Origin of the sequence: Nesterenkonia sphaerica (assembly GCF_005771565.1) — a bacterium.
In the GTDB taxonomy this organism is placed as follows: domain Bacteria; phylum Actinomycetota; class Actinomycetes; order Actinomycetales; family Micrococcaceae; genus Nesterenkonia; species Nesterenkonia sphaerica.
Window position 1 is genome coordinate 296,985 of record NZ_VAWA01000002.1, and the last position, 17,608, is coordinate 314,592.

The 17,608-nt window shown below is 63.9% G+C and carries 17 protein-coding genes and 1 tRNA gene; 4 read left to right on the forward strand and 14 right to left on the reverse strand.

What is annotated here, in order from left to right; all coding sequences use genetic code 11:
• Position 1: 1 nt before the first annotated feature.
• The 7 genes from secF to FEF27_RS02855 all read right to left on the reverse strand — a co-directional run bounded on the left by secF (position 2) and on the right by FEF27_RS02855 (position 6,795).
• Entirely contained in the window at positions 2–1,156 is a 1,155-nt protein-coding gene (secF, locus tag FEF27_RS02825; protein ID WP_138169299.1) for a protein translocase subunit SecF, read from the reverse strand.
• Positions 1,156–3,063, reverse strand: coding sequence for a protein translocase subunit SecD (secD, locus tag FEF27_RS02830; RefSeq protein ID WP_138169300.1), 1,908 nt, complete (start codon positions 3,061–3,063; stop codon positions 1,156–1,158). Before secD ends, secF begins: the two co-directional genes overlap by 1 nt.
• 11 nt (positions 3,064–3,074) lie before the next feature.
• Entirely contained in the window at positions 3,075–3,506 is a 432-nt protein-coding gene (locus FEF27_RS02835; protein ID WP_138169301.1) for a preprotein translocase subunit YajC, read from the reverse strand.
• A gap of 32 nt (positions 3,507–3,538) precedes the next feature.
• The gene (gene ruvB, locus FEF27_RS02840) at positions 3,539–4,585 is read right to left on the reverse strand and encodes a Holliday junction branch migration DNA helicase RuvB (protein WP_138169302.1); all 1,047 of its coding nucleotides are present in this window, start codon (positions 4,583–4,585) and stop codon (positions 3,539–3,541) included.
• 52 nt (positions 4,586–4,637) lie between these two features.
• Positions 4,638–5,273: a Holliday junction branch migration protein RuvA gene (gene ruvA / locus FEF27_RS02845; protein ID WP_138169303.1), complete on the reverse strand. Its 636-nt coding sequence runs from the start codon at positions 5,271–5,273 to the stop codon at positions 4,638–4,640.
• 83 nt (positions 5,274–5,356) lie between these two features.
• Positions 5,357–5,983, reverse strand: coding sequence for a crossover junction endodeoxyribonuclease RuvC (gene ruvC, locus FEF27_RS02850; protein ID WP_243728986.1), 627 nt, complete (start codon positions 5,981–5,983; stop codon positions 5,357–5,359).
• A 50-nt stretch (positions 5,984–6,033) separates the two neighbouring features.
• A complete protein-coding gene (locus tag FEF27_RS02855) occupies positions 6,034–6,795 on the reverse strand; it encodes a YebC/PmpR family DNA-binding transcriptional regulator (protein WP_138169304.1) in 762 nt (253 codons plus the stop codon).
• 75 nt (positions 6,796–6,870) lie between these two features.
• Here FEF27_RS02855 and FEF27_RS02860 point away from each other — a divergent pair, with 75 nt between their 5' ends.
• Together FEF27_RS02860 and FEF27_RS02865 are read left to right on the forward strand one after the other, a co-directional pair.
• Positions 6,871–8,901 carry a M3 family metallopeptidase gene (locus FEF27_RS02860; protein WP_138169305.1) on the forward strand — a complete coding sequence of 677 codons (2,031 nt, stop codon included), beginning with the start codon at positions 6,871–6,873 and terminating at the stop codon, positions 8,899–8,901.
• A 77-nt stretch (positions 8,902–8,978) separates the two neighbouring features.
• Positions 8,979–9,470: an SRPBCC domain-containing protein gene (locus FEF27_RS02865; protein WP_138169346.1), complete on the forward strand. Its 492-nt coding sequence runs from the start codon at positions 8,979–8,981 to the stop codon at positions 9,468–9,470.
• Here FEF27_RS02865 and pgsA read toward each other — a convergent pair.
• The 7 genes from pgsA to FEF27_RS02900 form a co-directional block, all read right to left on the reverse strand.
• Positions 9,464–10,063: a phosphatidylinositol phosphate synthase gene (pgsA, locus tag FEF27_RS02870; RefSeq protein WP_424991664.1), complete on the reverse strand. Its 600-nt coding sequence runs from the start codon at positions 10,061–10,063 to the stop codon at positions 9,464–9,466. The genes FEF27_RS02865 and pgsA overlap by 7 nt on opposite strands.
• Entirely contained in the window at positions 10,063–10,617 is a 555-nt protein-coding gene (locus FEF27_RS02875; protein WP_138169306.1) for an HIT family protein, read from the reverse strand. Before FEF27_RS02875 ends, pgsA begins: the two co-directional genes overlap by 1 nt.
• Positions 10,618–10,623: 6 nt before the next feature.
• On the reverse strand, positions 10,624–12,630 hold the full coding sequence (thrS, locus tag FEF27_RS02880; protein WP_138169307.1) for a threonine--tRNA ligase: 2,007 nt from the start codon (positions 12,628–12,630) through the stop codon (positions 10,624–10,626).
• A 99-nt stretch (positions 12,631–12,729) separates the two neighbouring features.
• A complete protein-coding gene (locus FEF27_RS02885) occupies positions 12,730–14,280 on the reverse strand; it encodes a PTS ascorbate transporter subunit IIC (protein ID WP_138169308.1) in 1,551 nt (516 codons plus the stop codon).
• Positions 14,281–14,288: 8 nt separating this feature from the next.
• Positions 14,289–15,092 carry a PTS sugar transporter subunit IIAB gene (locus FEF27_RS02890; protein WP_138169309.1) on the reverse strand — a complete coding sequence of 268 codons (804 nt, stop codon included), beginning with the start codon at positions 15,090–15,092 and terminating at the stop codon, positions 14,289–14,291.
• Between the two features lie 134 nt (positions 15,093–15,226).
• Positions 15,227–16,165 (reverse strand): Fpg/Nei family DNA glycosylase, encoded by a 939-nt coding sequence (locus tag FEF27_RS02895; protein ID WP_138169310.1) that lies wholly within the window; start codon positions 16,163–16,165, stop codon positions 15,227–15,229.
• Between the two features lie 6 nt (positions 16,166–16,171).
• Positions 16,172–16,666: a ribose-5-phosphate isomerase gene (locus FEF27_RS02900; protein WP_138169311.1), complete on the reverse strand. Its 495-nt coding sequence runs from the start codon at positions 16,664–16,666 to the stop codon at positions 16,172–16,174.
• Between the two features lie 59 nt (positions 16,667–16,725).
• Between FEF27_RS02900 and FEF27_RS13830 the strand changes: the two genes are divergently transcribed.
• Together FEF27_RS13830 and FEF27_RS02910 are read left to right on the forward strand one after the other, a co-directional pair.
• A complete protein-coding gene (locus FEF27_RS13830; protein ID WP_138169312.1) occupies positions 16,726–17,352 on the forward strand; it encodes a globin in 627 nt (208 codons plus the stop codon).
• A 35-nt stretch (positions 17,353–17,387) separates the two neighbouring features.
• A tRNA-Arg gene (locus tag FEF27_RS02910) sits at positions 17,388–17,460 on the forward strand.
• Positions 17,461–17,608 lie beyond the last annotated feature (148 nt).

Sequence of the window (17,608 nt, forward strand, 5' to 3'; positions counted from 1 at the left end):
TCTAACGCTGTTCCTCGCTAGAAGATTCCGGGGGCTCTCCGCTGACCACAAGGTCCCAGTCCAGAATCTCGATCTCCTCGGCTTCTGCCGGTTCCTCCGGTTCAGGAAGCGGCGGGAAAGCTACCGGCTGACCCTCTGCATCCAGGGGAGTGCCGGAGTAGGTCACCGTCCCTACTCCGCGCTCCTCGCGGAGCCGGAGCACAAGATCGGTATGTGCCGTCACATCCGCATCCCCCCGGCGCATCCAAGCATAGAGCGGGGCCTGGACGAAGATCGTGGCGATGGTGCCGACGATGATCCCGGTGAACAGGGCCAGTGCAATGTCCCGCAGTGTGCCGGCCCCGAGCAGCCACGAACCGATGAACAGGATCGACCCGACGGGCAGGAGGCCCACCACCGAGGTGTTGACCGACCTGACCAACGTTTGGTTGATGGCGAGATTGACCCGCTCGGTGAACGTCTGGTCCTTCTGCTCCTGCAGCGGACCGACGTTCTCCCTGATCTTGTCGAAGACGACCATCGTGTCGTACAACGCATAGGACAGGATCGTGAGGAACCCAATGATCGCACTGGGGGTGACTTCGAACCCGGTGGCGGAGTAGATGCCGACGGTCACCACCACCACGAACGCCAGTCCGGCCAGCGCGGCCACCGACATCTTCCAGGTCCGGAAGTACAGCGCCATATAGAGCGCGACCAGCAGCAGAAACACGCCCAGGCCGATCATCATCTGCTGAGAGACGTGCTCTCCCCAGACGGGCCCGATAAAGGTCGAAGACACCTGGTCGGGCCCCACTCCGTACCCTTCCTGCAGGGCCTGTCCGACCTCCAGCGTCTCCTCCTCGTCGAGCTCCTCGGTCTGGACGCGGATGGTCTGCTCGGTGATCTGGGTGACCACGGCATCTTGGCCGGAGACTTCCTGAACTGCGTCTTCACCGATGCTGATGTCGGTGTTCTCGGTCTGTGAAATGGTGAATTCGCTGCCACCGGTGAATTCGATCCCGAAGTTGAATCCCCCGCGCAAGAAAGGAATCGCGATGGCCACAGCCACCAGGATCGCTGCGACCAGGAACCAGAGGCGAGAGCGCTGCACGAACGGGTAGGACCGCTCACCGGTGTAGAGCTGGTTCCCTGCTGTGGCGAATCCGGCGGCCATCAGCGATCAGCCCCTTCCCTGAGTGATTCCGCCTGCGCCCGTGCCAGTTCTTCCCTGGCTTTGCGCCGTTCGGCGATGGTCATGTTGGCCCAGTCGGCCTCGGCGATGTCCGGCTCCTCAGGCGTCACCGGCCGGGTACTCGGCGGCGGCCCGGCCGCGGCAGGCGCTGCTTCGCCCACCACAGCTGCCGCGGCGTGCTCCGAGTACACCACCTGAGAGCGAGCGAAACGCCCGGCACCCTTGTAAAGAACGTCGACGCCAAGTTCTTTGGCGCTGAGTCCGGAGAACCGCTTGCCAGCGGCGAAGAACCGGCGCCGTGCCAGCAGCTGCATCAGCGGGTGGGTGAACAGGAAGACCAGTATCACATCGATCAGCGCCGTCAGGCCGAGGGTGAAGGCGAAGCCACGGACATTGCCCACCGCCACCAGGTACAGCACCACTGCGGCGATCACATTGACCGCTTTCGATGCCAAAATGGTCCGCCGGGCGCGGGACCAGCCGGCCTCCACCGCTCCGGCTAATGAGCGGCCCTCGCGGAGTTCGTCTTTGACGCGTTCAAAATAGACCACGAATGAGTCAGCGGTAAGGCCTATGGACAGGATCAGTCCGGCAATACCGGCCAAGGAGAGTCGATACCCGTCTGACCACCCCAGCAGCGAGATCGCCCACCAGGTGATCAGCCCCACCACGATCAGTGAAGGGATTGTCACCGCCAGCGCCAGCGCCCGGTACTGGTACACAGCGTATCCGGCGGTGAGGAACAGACCGATGATCCCGGCCAGAAGTCCCATACGCAGCTGATCAGCACCCAGCGTCGCCGAGATCTGCTGCTCCGACTCGATCTGGAAGGAGATCGGCAGTGAGCCGTAGCGTAGCTGTTCGGCCAGGTTGCGCGCCTCCTCATCGGTGTATCCACCGGTGATGCGGGCGTTGCCGTCTGTGATGGGACTGACCATGTTCGGGGCCACAATCACCTGACCGTCCAGCACGATGCCGAAGCGATTCTGCGGAGTACCCTGCTCGAAGCCGAAGAGCCGAGTCGAGGACTCCCGGAACTGCTCCGTGCCCGTGGAGTCGAAGTGAATGACGGTCTCATAGGCACCGGTGGGGCTGCCATCCTGCCGGGACTCAGTGCCCCAGCTGGCGTCGTCGATATTGTCGCCGTCGACGTCTACTGGGCCGAGCAGCAGGACCTCCCCGGTGTCGGGGTTGCAGGTGATCAGCGGCTCGTCGGCCTCCTGAGCTTCACGCTCGGCCAGGGGCAGGTCCCGGGTGCACTCATAGTTGTGGAAGTCTGCAGCGAGTTCCGGGGTGATCCAATTGAGATCCGAATGGTCTTCCGGTTCTGCCGTCGGTTCGTCGAAGTCTTCTGGGCGGGCCTGTTCGTCTTCGCCGAACTCCTCATCCTCCTCCAGCGTCTCCAGCTGTTGCAGGATCTCTTCTCGCTCCGCGTCGCTGAGATCAGGGTTCTCGGCCAGCTCCTGCATCTGCATCTCTTCGGCATAGGCGGCGTCGAAACGTGCATCCAGCACCGGCCGGAACTCCATCGCCGCACTGGCCTGAATCAGCTGCCGGGTTTCCTCATCGGGGACACCGGGCATGCCGACAACGACGTTCTCCGCACCCTGCACAGCGATCTCGGCCTCCGCCACGCCGGTTCCGTCGACACGCTGGCGGATGATTTCGACGGCCTGGTTCAGCTGGTCGTCATCGATTTCCTCACCGGATTCCACCTGCGGCGAGAGCACCATCTGGGTGCCTCCCGACAAGTCGAGGGCGAGCAGCGGGGCCCACTGCGCCTGACCCTGCTGGACGCCGTAGGCAAGGCCTCCGCCCATTCCGACCAACAGCAGGAAGAGAACCACAAGTGCGGCTCGTGCCCTCCGCACGGGCTTTGATGCGGCCATGGAGGATGCTGCTAGCGGGGGTCGGTGCTGTCAGGTGCCGTGGGATCGATGTCCGGCTGATCTGCCTCCGTCACATCGGTCTCCGGCCTCTGTCCCGGGGCTGGCTCCACCACCTGCTGAACCGCCTGCAGCAGGAAGTCCATACGGTCCCCGTGGGAGAACTCGAGGGTGATGCGCTGGTGTTCGTCGTCGCGGCTGACCACGCGACCGACGATGCCTCCGGCGGTGACCACTTCGGCGCCTACTACCGCGCCCTCATTGGCCTTGCGCACGTCCTCGCGCATCTTGCGGCTGCGCCGCCACGTGGCGAAGATGAACAGTGCCAGCAAGCCGAACATCAGCAGCATGAAAATGGCGCTTCCGCCAGCTTCGCCGCCTTCGGCTCCGGCAACAGGGGCGGCGGCGGTCACAGTGGACAGGTGTAGTGTCAGGGAGTCAATCACAACCGTTCACCCTAACAGGCAAAGCTGGAGATTCACTCATCCCACAGCGGCGATGTCTGTTCATCGCGCTGTGGCGGTGCGGTGAGCCCCAGGTGCTCCCACGCGGCGTCAGTGGCAATTCGACCCCGCGGGGTTCTGGCCAGCAGGCCCTCACGCACCAAATAAGGTTCGGCGACCGTCTCCACCGTTTCGGTCTCCTCCCCCACCAATATGGCCAAGGTGGACAGACCCACCGGACCGCCGCGGAACTTGGTGCATAGGGCCTCCAACACGGCCCGGTCGAGGCGATCTAGTCCCAGCGAGTCCACCTCATAGGTGTCCAATGCCGCTGAAGCTGCGGCGCGGTCGACCTCATTGACTTCATGCACTAGTGCCCAGTCCCGCACGCGGCGCAGAAGCCGGTTGGCAATGCGCGGGGTGCCGCGCGACCGTGAGGAGATTTCCACGAATCCCCCGGCGGTGACCTGCATCTCCAGCATCCCTGCGGAGCGTCGAAGCACTTTCTGCAGCTCCTCGGGGCTGTAGTACTCCAGGTGGCCGGTGAAGCCGAATCGGTCCCGCAGCGGCCCCGGAAGCAGCCCGGCCCGGGTGGTGGCGCCAACCAAGGTGAACGGGGCCAGTTCCAGCGGGATCGACGTCGCCCCGGCACCTTTGCCCACGATGATGTCGACGCGGAAGTCCTCCATGGCGATGTACAGCATCTCTTCAGCGGGGCGCGACATTCGGTGAATTTCGTCGATGAAGAGCACCTCACCGTCGGTCAGTGACGACAGAATCGCTGCCAGGTCCCCAGCGTGCTGGATGGCTGGACCCGAGGTGATGCGCAAGGCGGCCTGCATCTCGGCGGCAATGATCATCGCCAGAGTGGTCTTGCCCAGTCCCGGGGGACCCGAGAGCAGCACGTGGTCTGCCGCCGTCTGGCGAATCCGGGAGGACTGAAGCACAAGCGACAGCTGGGTTCGTACAGTGGCCTGCCCGACGAAGTCGTCCAGGGCCTTCGGCCGCAGGGCTGCCTCCAGCGCCTTCTCCTCCACCGCCGGAGCGGTGCCGACCAGGTCCCGGGGATCAGTGCTGCTCACGGTAGTTGACTCTTCCTTCCGCGCCGGGCGGCTGAGCGGACAGACCTGCTAGTCATACGGCGCCGACCTTCGCGGTCCCCAGTGAGCGCAGGACGGTGCGCAGCACAGTGGCTGTGCCGGAGGTGATCAGTTCTGGATTAGCCGACAGGGCCTCATCAATCGCTTTGGCAGCGTCCTTGTCCGTCCATCCCAGTGAGGTCAGGGCGGCACGCACTTCGGCTGTGGTCGCATCTGCCGCCGAGGGCGCTGCCGCATGCTGCTTCCCCGCTGCTGCGGTGTCTGAATCAATGACCAGTTTGCCGGCCAATTCCAGCAGAATTCGCTGGGCCGTCTTCTTCCCGATCCCCGGTACCTGCGTGAACGCGGAGGTGTCAGAGTCCCGAATGGCCAGACGCACCTCATCCGGAGTGTGGACGCTGAGCACCGCCAGGGCGAGCCGAGGGCCGACGCCGGAAATCCCCAGCAGGGTGGTGAAGATCTCGCGCTCGTGTGTGTCAGAGAATCCGAACAGCAGGGGGGCGTCGTCCTGGCGCGGCACGAAGTGGGTGTGCAGGTAAGCGGCCTGGCCGGTGCGCAGGGACCCCAGGGTCTGCGGTGTGGCGTGAACCGTGAGGCCGAACCCAGAGACCTCGACCACGGTATGGTCGAGGGCTACGTGGAGCACCTCTCCGCGGATGCTGGAAATCATGGGTCACCTCGTGTGAATCGGTCGCAGCGGAATAGAACGTATCTTCGACCAGACTAGCGGTTTGTTGCCTCGTGCGGGGTCAATCATCGCCGCGCGGCGCGCCGCTCAGCTTCCTGCCAAGCCCGCTGGGCCGCCGTGAGCCCGCTCGGTGCGGTGCCCTGGGCTTGCTGCAGGGCGGTGCGGGAGCCTTGGTGCGTGGGAGTCGCGGCGGTCATGTTGTACTTGGCCCCCACACCCGATCGCCAGCCATGACAGATCGCCACCGCATAGGCGTCTGTAGCGTCCACGGGTTTGGGCAGGCCCGGCAGGCCGAGTATTCGCTGCACCATTCGGGCCACCGCTCCCTTTTCTGCGCGACCGTCATCGGTGACCGCCGCTTTGACCTCTGAGGGGGTGTGCCACGCGACGGGGATCCCGCGGGCAGCCGCCGCGGCGATCACCACCCCTGAGGCCTGCGCGGTGGCGATCGCGGTGGGAGCGTTGGCGGAGGAGAATACTCGCTCAATCGCCAGCACGTCGGGGGCGTACTCGTCCAGAAGCAGCTCAGCAGCACGCTGTATTTCCAGGATGCGCACGGCCAGATCCTCGGTACTGCTGGTACCTTTGACCTCCACGTGGAGCGACTTTCCCGCCCTGGTGGGCTGCATCTCGACCACGGCGAATCCGCAGCGGGTCAGACCGGGGTCCACCCCCATGATCCGCTGCCCCACTTCGGAGGTCCCTGCCGTGGAGGCCAGACGTCGGACTGCGATGGCGCCGCCTACCCTTCGGATTCCAGCGCGGCGAGAGTCTCAGCGCTAAGGTCAGCGTTGGTGTGGATGCTCTGTACGTCGTCGAGATCGTCCAAGGCATCGTGAAGCTTGAGGAACTTCTTGGCGTCATCGAGCTCCAGGTCGATCTTCATCTCGGAGACGAAGGCCACGTCGTCGGAGTCATAGGCGATACCGGCCTCATCAAGTCCGCTGACCACATTCGCCAAGTCACCCGGCTCGGAGTGGACTTCGAAGTGCTCCTCGCGTTGATAGACCTCCTCGACACCGGCCTCAAGCACCGCTGCGAGCACGTCATCCTCGGTGACACCCTCGGCCGCCGGCACTGTGACGACTCCCTTGCGTTGGAACAGGTAGGCCACCGACCCCGGATCAGCCACCGTGCCGCCGGAGCGAGTCACTGCGGTGCGCACCTCAGCTGCGGCCCGATTGCGGTTGTCGGTCAGGCATTCCACCAACAATGCCGAGCCAGCAGGCCCGCGCACTTCATAGGTGATCTCCTCATACTCAACGGCGTCGCCGGTCAGCCCAGCGCCGCGCTTGATCGCGCGGTCAATGTTGTCATTGGGAACTGACTCCTTCTTCGCCTTCTGCACCGCCAACGCCAGTGCCGGGTTCCCCTCAGCGTCGGGCCCGCCGTTGCGGGCAGCCACTTCAATATGCTTGATGTACCGGGCGTTGATCTTCGCTCGCTTGGCATCAACCGCCGCTTTGCGGTGCTTGGTGTTGGCCCATTTGGAGTGACCGGCCATAGTTCTCCTTGTCGATTGCAGCAGTCAACGTGTCGGTAGTCTGATTTCCAGACTACTCGCAACCAAGGAGCTGCTGTGCCACAGACACCATGGACCCGGGTGCTGGACTACGGGTATCCAGATATGACCACCGTGGACGACGATGCCTGGGCACCGGCGCTGCGGGCCGCCGCGGAACAGCAGCGTGAGCAGGTGGCGCACATCGCGGCGGAGACCGCCCCTGCCTCGGTGGCCAATGTGCTCCACGCCTTCGCCCGTTCCGGTCAGGAGTTGGATCGCTTGCACCGGGCTTTCCTGATCGTTACCGCGGCTGAGGGCACCGAGCAGCGCCAGCGCATCCGCGCTGAGCTGGCACCGGAGTTGACCGCCCACACAGACTGGCTTTCGTTGCATCCTGGACTCTATGCACGGTTCCGGGAGCTTCAGGACCGGGTGGACGCCGGCGAGGAGACCCTCACCGAGGAACAGCGGTGGTTCCTGGCCCAGCAATTGCTGAAGGCACGCGTCGCCGGCGCTGGTCTGCCCGAGGCTGATCAGGAGCAGCTGCGCATCCTCAATCAGCAGCTGGCCCAGGAGGAAACCGCGTACTCGCAGCTGCAGGTCCACGAGGCAGCGCGAGCGGCGGTGCTCATCGAGACCGCAGCAGAGCTCGCCGGGCTCAGCGCGGGGCAGGTGTCTGCCGCGCGAGCCGCAGCGCAGCAGGCCGGTCACCCCCTTGGCTATCTCCTGCGGCTGTCCATGCCGGTACAGCAGCCTGCATTGGCCTCGCTGACCCGTCGGGAGACCCGCCGGAAGGTCCACCGCGCCTCAGTGGAACGCGGATCCCTGGTGGGCGAGGACGGCCGGACCACGAGGCAGATCGGCGCGCAGATCGCGGTTCTGCGCGCGCGCAAGGCCCGGCTGCTGGGGTTTGAGAACTTCCTCGAATCCGTACTGCCACTGCGGACTGCGGCCAGCAGAACGGAGGTGGAGACTATGCTGCGCCGGATCGTTGAACCGGCCGTGCAGCGCGTCCAACAGGAGGCGCAGCAGATCACATCCCACCTGGGGTATGAGCCGGAGCCCTGGGACGTGAGCTACGGCGTGGAACAGATCCGCCGCAGCCACAGTCCCACCCCCGCGCCGGAGAGTGGGACCGGTCTGGATGAGGCCCTGGGCCAACTCTTCGACGCCGCTCATCGCGCCTATGGCATCACCGTAGTGGAGCGGGACGACCTGCCGGGGTATGTCCCGGGTGCGCGAAGCTTTGAGGTGTTCGACGCACATCCCGGCGCGCCGGGAACCGGGCTGGGGCTGTTTCTGCTGGACGTATACAGCCGCGACACCAAATCCGGCGGCGCCTGGATGAACGGATTCTCCGTGCCCTCGACTCTGTGGGGTTCATATGCGGTGGTGACGAATAATCTCAACGTGGCGCCGCCTGCTGCGGGAGAGCCAACGGTGCTGACCCGAAGTGAGAAGCGTACGCTGTTTCACGAATTCGGCCATGCGCTCCATGCGCTGCTGGCTGAGGCGGAGTTTGCGCAACTGTCGGGCACCGCCGTGCCGCGGGACAATGTGGAGTTTCCCTCCCAGGTCAATGAGGTCTTCCAGGAGCTCTACGGCGACCCCACCCCACCGGGCGCTGTGCCGACTCCGCAGCACCTGTGGGGCAAGGGCTGCTCCACAGCAGAGCACGTTGCTGCAGTGGCTATTGATCTCGCCTGGCACACCCTTTCACCAGAGACCGCAGCCCAGGCAGCGCGGGACCCAGAAGGCTTTGAGAACCGGGTGCTGACCGAATGGGGTCTGAACCTCTCCCTGGTACCGCCGCGGTATCACGGTGGGTGCTTCAAGCACATCTTTGCCAGCGCCGGTTATGCCGCGGGGTACTACTCATACCTATGGGCCGAGGTGCTGGCCGCCGATGTCAGTGAATGGTTTCGGGAGGTCCTCTCCGACAGCGCGGCGCTGGCTGAGCGCGGTGCCCAATTCCGTCGTGAGCTGCTCTCCCGAGGTCATACGCGTGACCCATCGGTCTCTTTCCGCGCAGTTCTGGGCCGGGACCCCAGCACGGAACCGCTGCTGCGGTCTCTGGTGCCGGAACTGCCGTCGGCTGCGGGGTGAAGGCTGACGGCAACGGACCCCCACTCCGGGCCCTGAGTCTGTACATAGGGGGCGGAGCCGCCTAGTCTCATGGTGTGATGGACACAGACCTCAGCAGACAGGTGCATAGTATTTACATCGATGCCCCGGCCGAGCAGATCTGGCAGGCGCTGACCTCCTCGGAGTACACCCATCAGTACGGATACGGCGGCGACATCGAGATCGAGTTGAGGCCCGGCGGCGCCATGCGGCGCCTGACCACCGCTCAGATGAAAGCCATGGGCATGGGTGACGTAGCGGTCACCGGCACGGTGGCGGAGGCTGACCCGCCGCGATTGCTGATTCTGAACTGGTCCGCATCCTGGCACGAGGAGCCGCTGAGTCGCCTGACCTACCAGATCGCGGAGGGCCCCTCAGGTTTGACTCAGCTGACGCTGACGCACGAGTTACCGGAGTCGCCGAAAACCGCGAAGGACGTGGCGGGCAATGGCGACGCAGAGCGCGGCGGCGGCGGTTGGCCATGGGAGCTTGCCAGTCTGATGACTCTGCTGGAGACAGGCCGGCCCATGACCACCGCGGGTGGTCAGTGAGCCTGGCGGATGACGGTGGCGATCCGCTGAGCGACGGTGACGACAGAGGCAGCAGCCAGCAGCACCAACACCAACAGCAGCACCACCGGTGACATGCCCAGTCCCACGAAGCCGGTGAAGACCAGGGTGAGCACCATCCGTTCTGGACGCTCCGCGATGCCCGTGTTGGCGTCATAACCGAGGGACTCGGCACGGGCCCGAATATAGGAGACCAACAGCCCCAGAATCAGGCAGATGCCTGCCGCGACGCCGATCCAGTAGTTGTCTCCGGTGCCGAAGAACCAGAGCATCAGACCTAGGAAGACTGCGCTGTCTTGGACCCGGTCGAACACCGAATCCAGGAAACCTCCGATTTCGCTCCGCTGGTCCCCCAGCCGGGCCATCAGTCCGTCAATGAGGTCACTGAAGACGAACAGTGTGATGACCACGGTCCCCCAGAACAGTTCGCCCAGCGGATAGAAGATCAGGGCGCCGAGACTGACCCCGGCGGTGCCGAGCACCGTCACAGCATTGGGCGTCAGGCCCATCCGCAGCAATGTGCGGGCCACGGGGGTGAACACGGCGGAGAAGAAGGAGCGCAGGTACCGGAGCATCAGGTGATCGCTCCGGGCCACGCCTGTGCGACAAGATCGCGCGCCTCCCCCAGGGTGGCGGAGAGGTTCTTAGTCTGAGCGACGATGGGCAGGAAATTGGTGTCCCCGCCCCACCGGGGCACGATGTGCTGATGGAGGTGGGCAGCGATGCCTGCGCCACCAACCTTGCCCTGGTTGATCCCTAGGTTGAACCCCGCTGGCCGAGCCACAGTCCGCAGCACACGCATCGCAGTCTGAGTCAGCTGGATGAACTCAGCGGCTTCGTCCTCCTCCAGATCGGTCAGGTCGGGGACGTGCCGGTAGGGGCAGACCAGCAGGTGTCCAGGGTTATAGGGGTACAGGTTGAGCAGCACGAAGCACCGGGAGCCGCGGTGAACGATCAGAGACTGTTCATCACTGCGCTCGGGACCCCGGCAGAAGGGGCAGTTGTTCTCCCCAGTGACCTGGTCCTGTCCACGCGTCTGGTAGGCGGCACGGTGCGGGTTCCACAGCCTTTGAAAGGCATCAGGCACTCCGGCCAGGTCTGCAGGGTCCTGGTACTGGGGCTCCGGCACGCTGTCTCAGGCTTCCCGGCTCTCGATGGCGTGCAGGATGCGCTCGACTGCCTCCGCGATGGGAACCTGGTTGTCCTGGCTGCCGTCGCGGAAGCGGAAGGAGACCGCACCAGCTTCGGCGTCCTCTCCCCCGGCGATGAGCACGAACGGTATCTTCTCCTTGGAGGCGGTGCGGATCTTCTTAGGGAACCGGTCTGTGCCGTCGTCCAGCTCGGCCCGGACTCCACGGCGAGTCAGCTGGCCGACCACGTCAGCCAGATAGTCGTTGAAGGGCTCAGCCACAGGAATTCCGCGGACCTGCACCGGAGCCAGCCAGGCGGGGAACGCGCCCGCGTAATGTTCCAGAAGAATCGCAGCGAATCGTTCAATGGATCCGAACAGCGCCCTGTGGATCATGATCGGACGCTGTCGGGTGCCGTCGGCGGCTGTGTATTCCATATCGAAGCGCTCTGGCAGGTTCAGGTCCACCTGGACGGTAGACAGCTGCCATTTGCGTCCGATGGCGTCTGTAACTTTGAGGTCGATCTTCGGCCCGTAAAAGGCTGCCTCCCCGGGGGTTTCGGTCAGCTTCAGCCCCGAGTGGCGGCCCACGTTGCGCAGCGCATTGGTGGCCGCCTCCCAGTGTTCGTCGGAACCGATCCATTTGGACTTCTCCTCATCACGCATGGAGAGTTCTAATTCAAAGTCCTCCAAGCCGAAGTCGCGCAGGAGCGAGATGACAAACTCCACCACGCCCTGGATCTCGTCCTCCAGCTGGTCTGCCGTGACGAACAGGTGGGCATCGTCCTGAGTGAAGCCCCGAACACGGATGAGCCCATGGAGCGCACCGGAGCGCTCGTTTCTGTACACAGTGCCGTTCTCCGCCAGTTTCATCGGCAGATCACGGTAGCTGCGCCCGCGCTCCTTGTAGATGAGGATGTGCATGGGACAGTTCATCGGTTTCAGGAAGTAATCCTGACCCTGTTTGGTGATATTGCCAGCTTCATCCCGCTCCTCATCCATATGGATGGGTGGCCAGATGTCCTCCTCATAGGTGGGTATGTGTCCGGAACGCTCGAACAGGTCGCGTTTGGTGATGTGCGGGGTGTAGACGTAGCTGTAGCCGGCCGCGAGGTGACGGCGTCGTGCGTGCTGTTCCATCTCACCGCGCAGAATGCCGCCACGGGGGTGCCATACCGAGAGGCCGGAGCCGATGTCCTCGGGGAAGCTGAAGAGGTCCAGCTCCCGGCCCAACCGGCGGTGGTCGCGCCGCTCCGCCTCGGCCAGTCGGTCCTTATAAGCCTTCAGGTCCTCTTTGGTGGGCCAGGCCGTCCCGTAGAGACGCTGCAGCTGCGGGTTGCTCTCCTTGCCGCGCCAATAGGCGCCGGCGGCACGCATGACGGAGTAGGCATTGGCGATCAGTTTGGTGTGCGGCAGGTGAGGACCCCTGCACAGATCGGTCCACACCCGCTCACCGCGTCGGTCGACGTTGTGGTACAGGGTGATGATGTCGCCCCCGACCTCCATGGAGGCCCCTTCGGCGGCATCTTCGGCCTCGTCGCGCACCCCCAGCAGCTCCAGCTTGTAGGGCTCGTCGCTCATACGGGCCTTCGCCTCATCGAGACCCACGACTTCGCGTTCGAAGGTCTGTGCCTGGTTGATGATCTTCTGCATCGCTTTTTCGATGGCTTTCAGATCATCGGGGGTGAAGGGGTTATCTACGTCAAAATCGAAGTAGAAACCGTCAGCGATATAGGGTCCGATGCCGAGTTTGGCCTCGGGAAACAGCTGCTGCACGGCCTGGGCCATCACATGTGCGGTGGAGTGCCGGAGCACATTGAGCCCATCCTGCTCGGTGATCTCGACTGACTCGAGGTCCGCGCCCGCCGGGATCTCTCGGGAGAGGTCCCAGAGCTCACCATTGACCCTCATCACCACAACCGTCGGGCTCTCTTCAAAGACTGTGGTGCCCGTGGTGCCCGACTCAAGGGTTGTGGGTGCGCCGTTGAGGGTGATGCTGATCTGCTCGGACACGAGTCTCCTACAGTTGGGGGAAAACGCTGACCTCGCGATTCTACGCGTTCGGTACAGCCTCCTAATACTGGCGGCTCGAACGGGACCGAGATGGGGTATCTATGACCCTGTGGGGGTCGTCTTCGCCGGTGGGGCCGGCGCACCCTTGGGCGGAGGGATCTTGGCGTATTGCATGGAGGTGCCGCGAGATGACGCCTCGTCTTTGGGTTCCGGCTGGGCGGCCGAGCGATGAGGCGAAGGATCCCATCCTTTTTCCACGACCCGCTTCTGAACCAGAATCGCACCGCCGAGAATCAGGAGACCCAAGAGCGCAATCACGAAGACTCCTCCGACAGATCCCACCGCGGCGCCGTATCCGATCAGAATGCCGAACCACCCAAAGTCCGTGTCCCCGAAGGTCGTGTTTGCCGCACCGAAGTCGCCCAGCACCAGCAGAAGAACAGCGGGTAGGAATGTAATGAGGAGACCGTTGACGAAACCTCCCGCCATGGCTCCCCGTCGGCCACCCGTCGCATTGCCGTAGACACCGGCGGCCCCACCAGTGAAGAAGTGGGGCACGAGTCCGGGCAGGATCAGCGCGAGGCCCAGCATCGGATTCAACCAAAGCGTCAGAACTGCCAGCCCGATCAGGCCTCCGGTGAAGCTGGAGAGGAAACCGATCAGCACGGCATTCTGCGCGTACGGGAAAACGATCGGCGCGTCTAGGGCAGGCATCGCACCGGGAACGATCCTTTCCGCTATGCCTTGGAACGCAGGGACAATCTCCCCCAAGATCGTGCGCACACCGAACAGGATCACAGCCACCGCGATGCCGAACTGAAGGCCTTGGGTGACGGACTGCATGATGAAGTTGCCTGGGTTGGCAGCCCCCTCTGGGAATGCCTCGTAGGCACCCTCTCCCTCCCGAACAAAGAAGATCAGGGCGATGACCACGTACATGAGCACCATGGAAAGGGCGGTCGCCACCATGGAATCCCGCAAGAAGCGCAGGCCTTCAGGGAGTTTCAGGTCCTCGGTGGATCGGCTGGACTTGCCCCCAACAACACGGCCTACGGCTCCAGCCGCCACATATCCGGCGGTGCCGAAATGGCCCATGGCGATACTGTCGTCACCTGTGATCTTACGAGTGAAAGGTTGGCTGAATGCGGGCAGGGACACCATGAGGATTCCCAATAGCGCAGCGCCAACACCGACTGTGATGGGACCGGAGTAACCTGCGCTGGCCAACACAATGGTGAGCAGTGTGGCCATGAACAGAATGTGATGGCCTGTGAGAAACACGTAGCTCAACGGCGTGAACCGCGCCAGCACCAAACTGACGACGAAACCAAGAATCATCAGCCAGGCCACTTGCGCTCCGTACGTTTCCTGGGCAATGCCCACGATGGCCTCGTTGGTGGGGATCACCCCTTGAGCTCCCGTCGCCCCCTGAATCATAATCCCCAGGGGTGCCAGTGATGCCACCACGAGCCCGGCGCCCGCTCCGATGAGCAGGAACCCTAGAACTGCCTTCATAGCCCCGCCGACTATTTGCCCCACAGACTTGCGGAACGAAATGAGCCCCACTGCCACGATGATGCCGATGAGGAACGCGGGCACAGAGAGTATCTCGTTGACGAGAAATTCCGGTATAGCGACGAGCCAGTCCATAGTTCCTCCTACACGTCGTAAAGCTCGCGCAATGCTTGGTCGAGCTCATCTTGGCTGGTGAAGTTTTCGATCACGCGGACAGGTATGCCAACATCCCCCAAAGATTTGGCGATTTCCCCTGAAGTCAGCATGGCCTTAGCCTCAGAGGCCCTGCCCCGCGCGGAGATGGTGTCCGTAGCCTCCACAATGAGATACCGGTCCCATCCCCACGTGCTGAGCACCCCCTCCAACGTGTTCTTCAGGAACAGTGAGGTGCCCAGTCCGTTTCCACACACGGTGAGGATGAGGTGTTGCTCCTCATCGCGAGAGGATGTCTCTGCCGCAGTCGGTGCCAATACGGGATCGCCGGCCTCGGTTGGCTTCTGGCCGCGAAGAATGGCGTGCACCTGCTCCGGGCTGGAGGCTCTCTCCAATGCCGCACGCGTTTCGTCGTCTCCGATGACTCCAGCCAGTTCAGCCATCGCACTGAGATGAGCATCGGAGTCAGCCGCCGCGAGGGCCACTACAAGGTGGACGGGGTCATGCTCGGCGTGACCAAATTCGACAGGCGTCGCCAGACGGACCCACGACATCCCGGTGTGCTTCACGGCAGGTGACGGACGTGCGTGAGCAAAGGCAAACCCAGGCGCAATCACTATATACGGGCCGTTGTCGACCACGTTGTCGATCATCGCCTGGGTGTACTCGGCGGTGGCCACACCGGCCTGCTCTAACAGGCGGCCAGCAATGCGCACCGCAGCGGTCCAATCGTCAGCCGTCGCATCCAGAAGAATTGATTCAGGTTCGACGAGATCGGGAAGCGAGGAGGTCATGGCAAGAGGCGTTCCACTGGGCTGAAGGTCCTCAGGACCTTGGACGGAGAGCTGAATCGGGGATGAGGAAATATAACACGAGATTTCACAGCAGCAACATATCTGACGGCCATGTGCCACACTTCAAGACGCCGCTATCGTGTCTGACACCCCGGACACCAGTACAGACGGCGGCCCTGCAGCTGACGCATGAGGATGGTCTGGCCACATCGCAGGCAGGGCGTGTGCTGTTGGCGGTACACCCAGTGGTGGCGCGCGGCTTCAGTCCCCGTGCCACCGGCGGGCCATTTCCGGTGCAGATCGGCACCCCGCAACCCGTGATCCGGATCCGCTGGGCGGAGGGTGCGAATAACCCCTTCGCGGACGCCTGTGCGGAGCTGGATCGTCACGGTGGACCACAATGTCGTGGCCTGCTCTGGATCAAGCTGCGCAGCCGGGGTGTCGGGGGCGATGCCCTCGACGAACAGTGCTTCTGCGCGGTAGACGTTGCCCACCCCCGCAATCACCGACTGGTCCATCAGCGCAGCAGCGATACTGGATCGGCGGCGCGCTAAGTTGTTCCGAAACCTCATCAGCATCTCGGGGTTGATCTCCCCAGTCGGCTGCCGCAGTGGGTCCGGACCCAGCCTGCCCACCAGTGTCTCGTACTGCATAGAATTGAGCACACGGCATTTCACCGGACCCCGCAGATCGCCCCACCCGTGAGGCACCTGGATCCTGGCCCGCACCGCCCCCTGCGGCGCCTCCGGAAGGATCCACCCGGTGTCGTCATATGCAGGCTCCCGCACTCGGCTCACCGGCCGCAGCTGCCCCAACTGATCAGCGGTGACGAAGGTGTCATCGCCGCGAAACCCGAACGAACCGTAGAGACCCAGGTGCACATGCCAGATCTCCGCGCCAAGGTGAACCAGCAGGTGCTTGCCCCAGGCTTCGGCGCGGCGGGGCGACCGACCGTTGAGCCGGGCCGCACCGGCAGTGAAGGGCCCCTGGGGCGAGCTGACCCGCCAATCCTGACCAACAAAGAGCCGCTGAATGCGGGCGGCCAGGCGGTGAATCGTATGACCCTCCGGCACCGGGACTCAGTCCACGATCTCGCCGGTGGTTTCGTAGTGCCGAATCTTGCCGATACGCCGGGCGTGCCGGGACTCCCCAGTCCATTCTGCGGCGAGGAACTCTTCGACAATCCCTGCAGCTTCCTCCAGGCTGTGCTGCCGGCCGCCGATACCCACCACATTGGCATTGTTGTGCTCCCGCGCCAAACGCGCTGTCTCCAGGTTCCATGCCAAGGCGGCCCGGATGCCGGTGACTTTGTTGGCGGCAATCTGCTCCCCATTGCCGGAGCCGCCAAGGACGATACCCAGCGCCGGGGCAGGCCCAGCAGCGGCGTCGTCGTGCCCCGCCCAGTCTTCCGCGACTGCAACGGCGGCGCGCAGGCAGAAGCCAGGGTAGTCATCTTGGGAGTCATACTCGCTGGGGCCGTGGTCAATGACCTCATGCCCCTGGGCAGTGAGCTGCTGGACCAGGTGCGCAGAGACTTCCATCCCGGCGTGGTCGGTGGCGATGTGGACACGCATGGACAACCCTCTCGGAGAACTTCGGGAACAAGCGGTGACCATCCTATGCTGAACCCACTATGACCGACGAGCAGAACGACGCCGCCTCCACACCCCGTGAGCCGCAACTTCCGAAACTCTCGCGCCGGCTCGGAGCACCGATCGCGACGCTGCGCCCCACCGGCAAGCCAGCCGCCCAGGTCACAGGGCGGCCTGGTTCCGCCGATGGGCCAGCTGTTCCCCACCAGCCCGGACCGCCGCTGCCGCACGACTTAGGGCACATGCCGGGCCCGGATGGGCGCCCGGTGGCCCAGGATGAGGATCCGGACTCGGTGGATCCGCGGAGCTTCTACGTCCAGGTCGGTGGCCGCGCGACGTTTCAGAAGATCGTCGAGGTTTTTTATGACCAGGTCGCTGAAGATGCGGATTTCCGGGCGATGTACCCGGAGGAGGACCTTGAGCCGGCCAAGCAGCGGCTGCTGATGTTCCTGGAGCAGTACTGGGGAGGTCCGCGCAGGTACCAAGCCGAGCGGGGCCACCCGCGGCTGCGGATGCGGCACATGCCATTCAAGGTTGACGCTGCGGCCCGAGACACCTGGCTGAAGTACATGCACACTGCGGTGCAGGCGGCTGAGCTGTCTCCCATGCACGAGGCGGAGCTCTGGGACTATCTGGAGCGTGCCGCGCACTCCATGGTCAACAGCTGACGGTAGGATGTACTGTCGGATCGCGCGCGGTCCGTGCCCGAGTAGCTCAGGGGATAGAGCAGCGGCCTTCTAATCCGCCGGTCGGGGGTTCGAATCCCTCCTCGGGCACTTTTGTGATGAGTCGGGACATGTGTCTCAGATGAGTCGCGAGATATGTCACTAACGGGAGCTTGGCCATCGGCCGGGTTCCCGTTGTGTGTTCCGCCAGTAGCCTCGGTGGGGGTCGATGGTGTTGGTCGCGAGGATTTCCCCGGTT

Coding starts and splice junctions, on each gene's coding strand:
- FEF27_RS13830 (WP_138169312.1), top strand. CDS start 16,726: ATGACCGACGAGCAGAACGACGCCGCCTCCACACCCCGTGAGCCGCAA.
- FEF27_RS02885 (WP_138169308.1), bottom strand. CDS start 14,280: ATGGACTGGCTCGTCGCTATACCGGAATTTCTCGTCAACGAGATACTC.
- pgsA (WP_424991664.1), bottom strand. CDS start 10,063: ATGCTCCGGTACCTGCGCTCCTTCTTCTCCGCCGTGTTCACCCCCGTG.
- FEF27_RS02855 (WP_138169304.1), bottom strand. CDS start 6,795: ATGGCCGGTCACTCCAAATGGGCCAACACCAAGCACCGCAAAGCGGCG.
- ruvA (WP_138169303.1), bottom strand. CDS start 5,273: ATGATTTCCAGCATCCGCGGAGAGGTGCTCCACGTAGCCCTCGACCAT.
- secF (WP_138169299.1), bottom strand. CDS start 1,156: ATGGCCGCCGGATTCGCCACAGCAGGGAACCAGCTCTACACCGGTGAG.
- FEF27_RS02900 (WP_138169311.1), bottom strand. CDS start 16,666: ATGCGTGTCCACATCGCCACCGACCACGCCGGGATGGAAGTCTCTGCG.
- secD (WP_138169300.1), bottom strand. CDS start 3,063: ATGGCCGCATCAAAGCCCGTGCGGAGGGCACGAGCCGCACTTGTGGTT.
- FEF27_RS02890 (WP_138169309.1), bottom strand. CDS start 15,092: ATGACCTCCTCGCTTCCCGATCTCGTCGAACCTGAATCAATTCTTCTG.
- FEF27_RS02865 (WP_138169346.1), top strand. CDS start 8,979: ATGGACACAGACCTCAGCAGACAGGTGCATAGTATTTACATCGATGCC.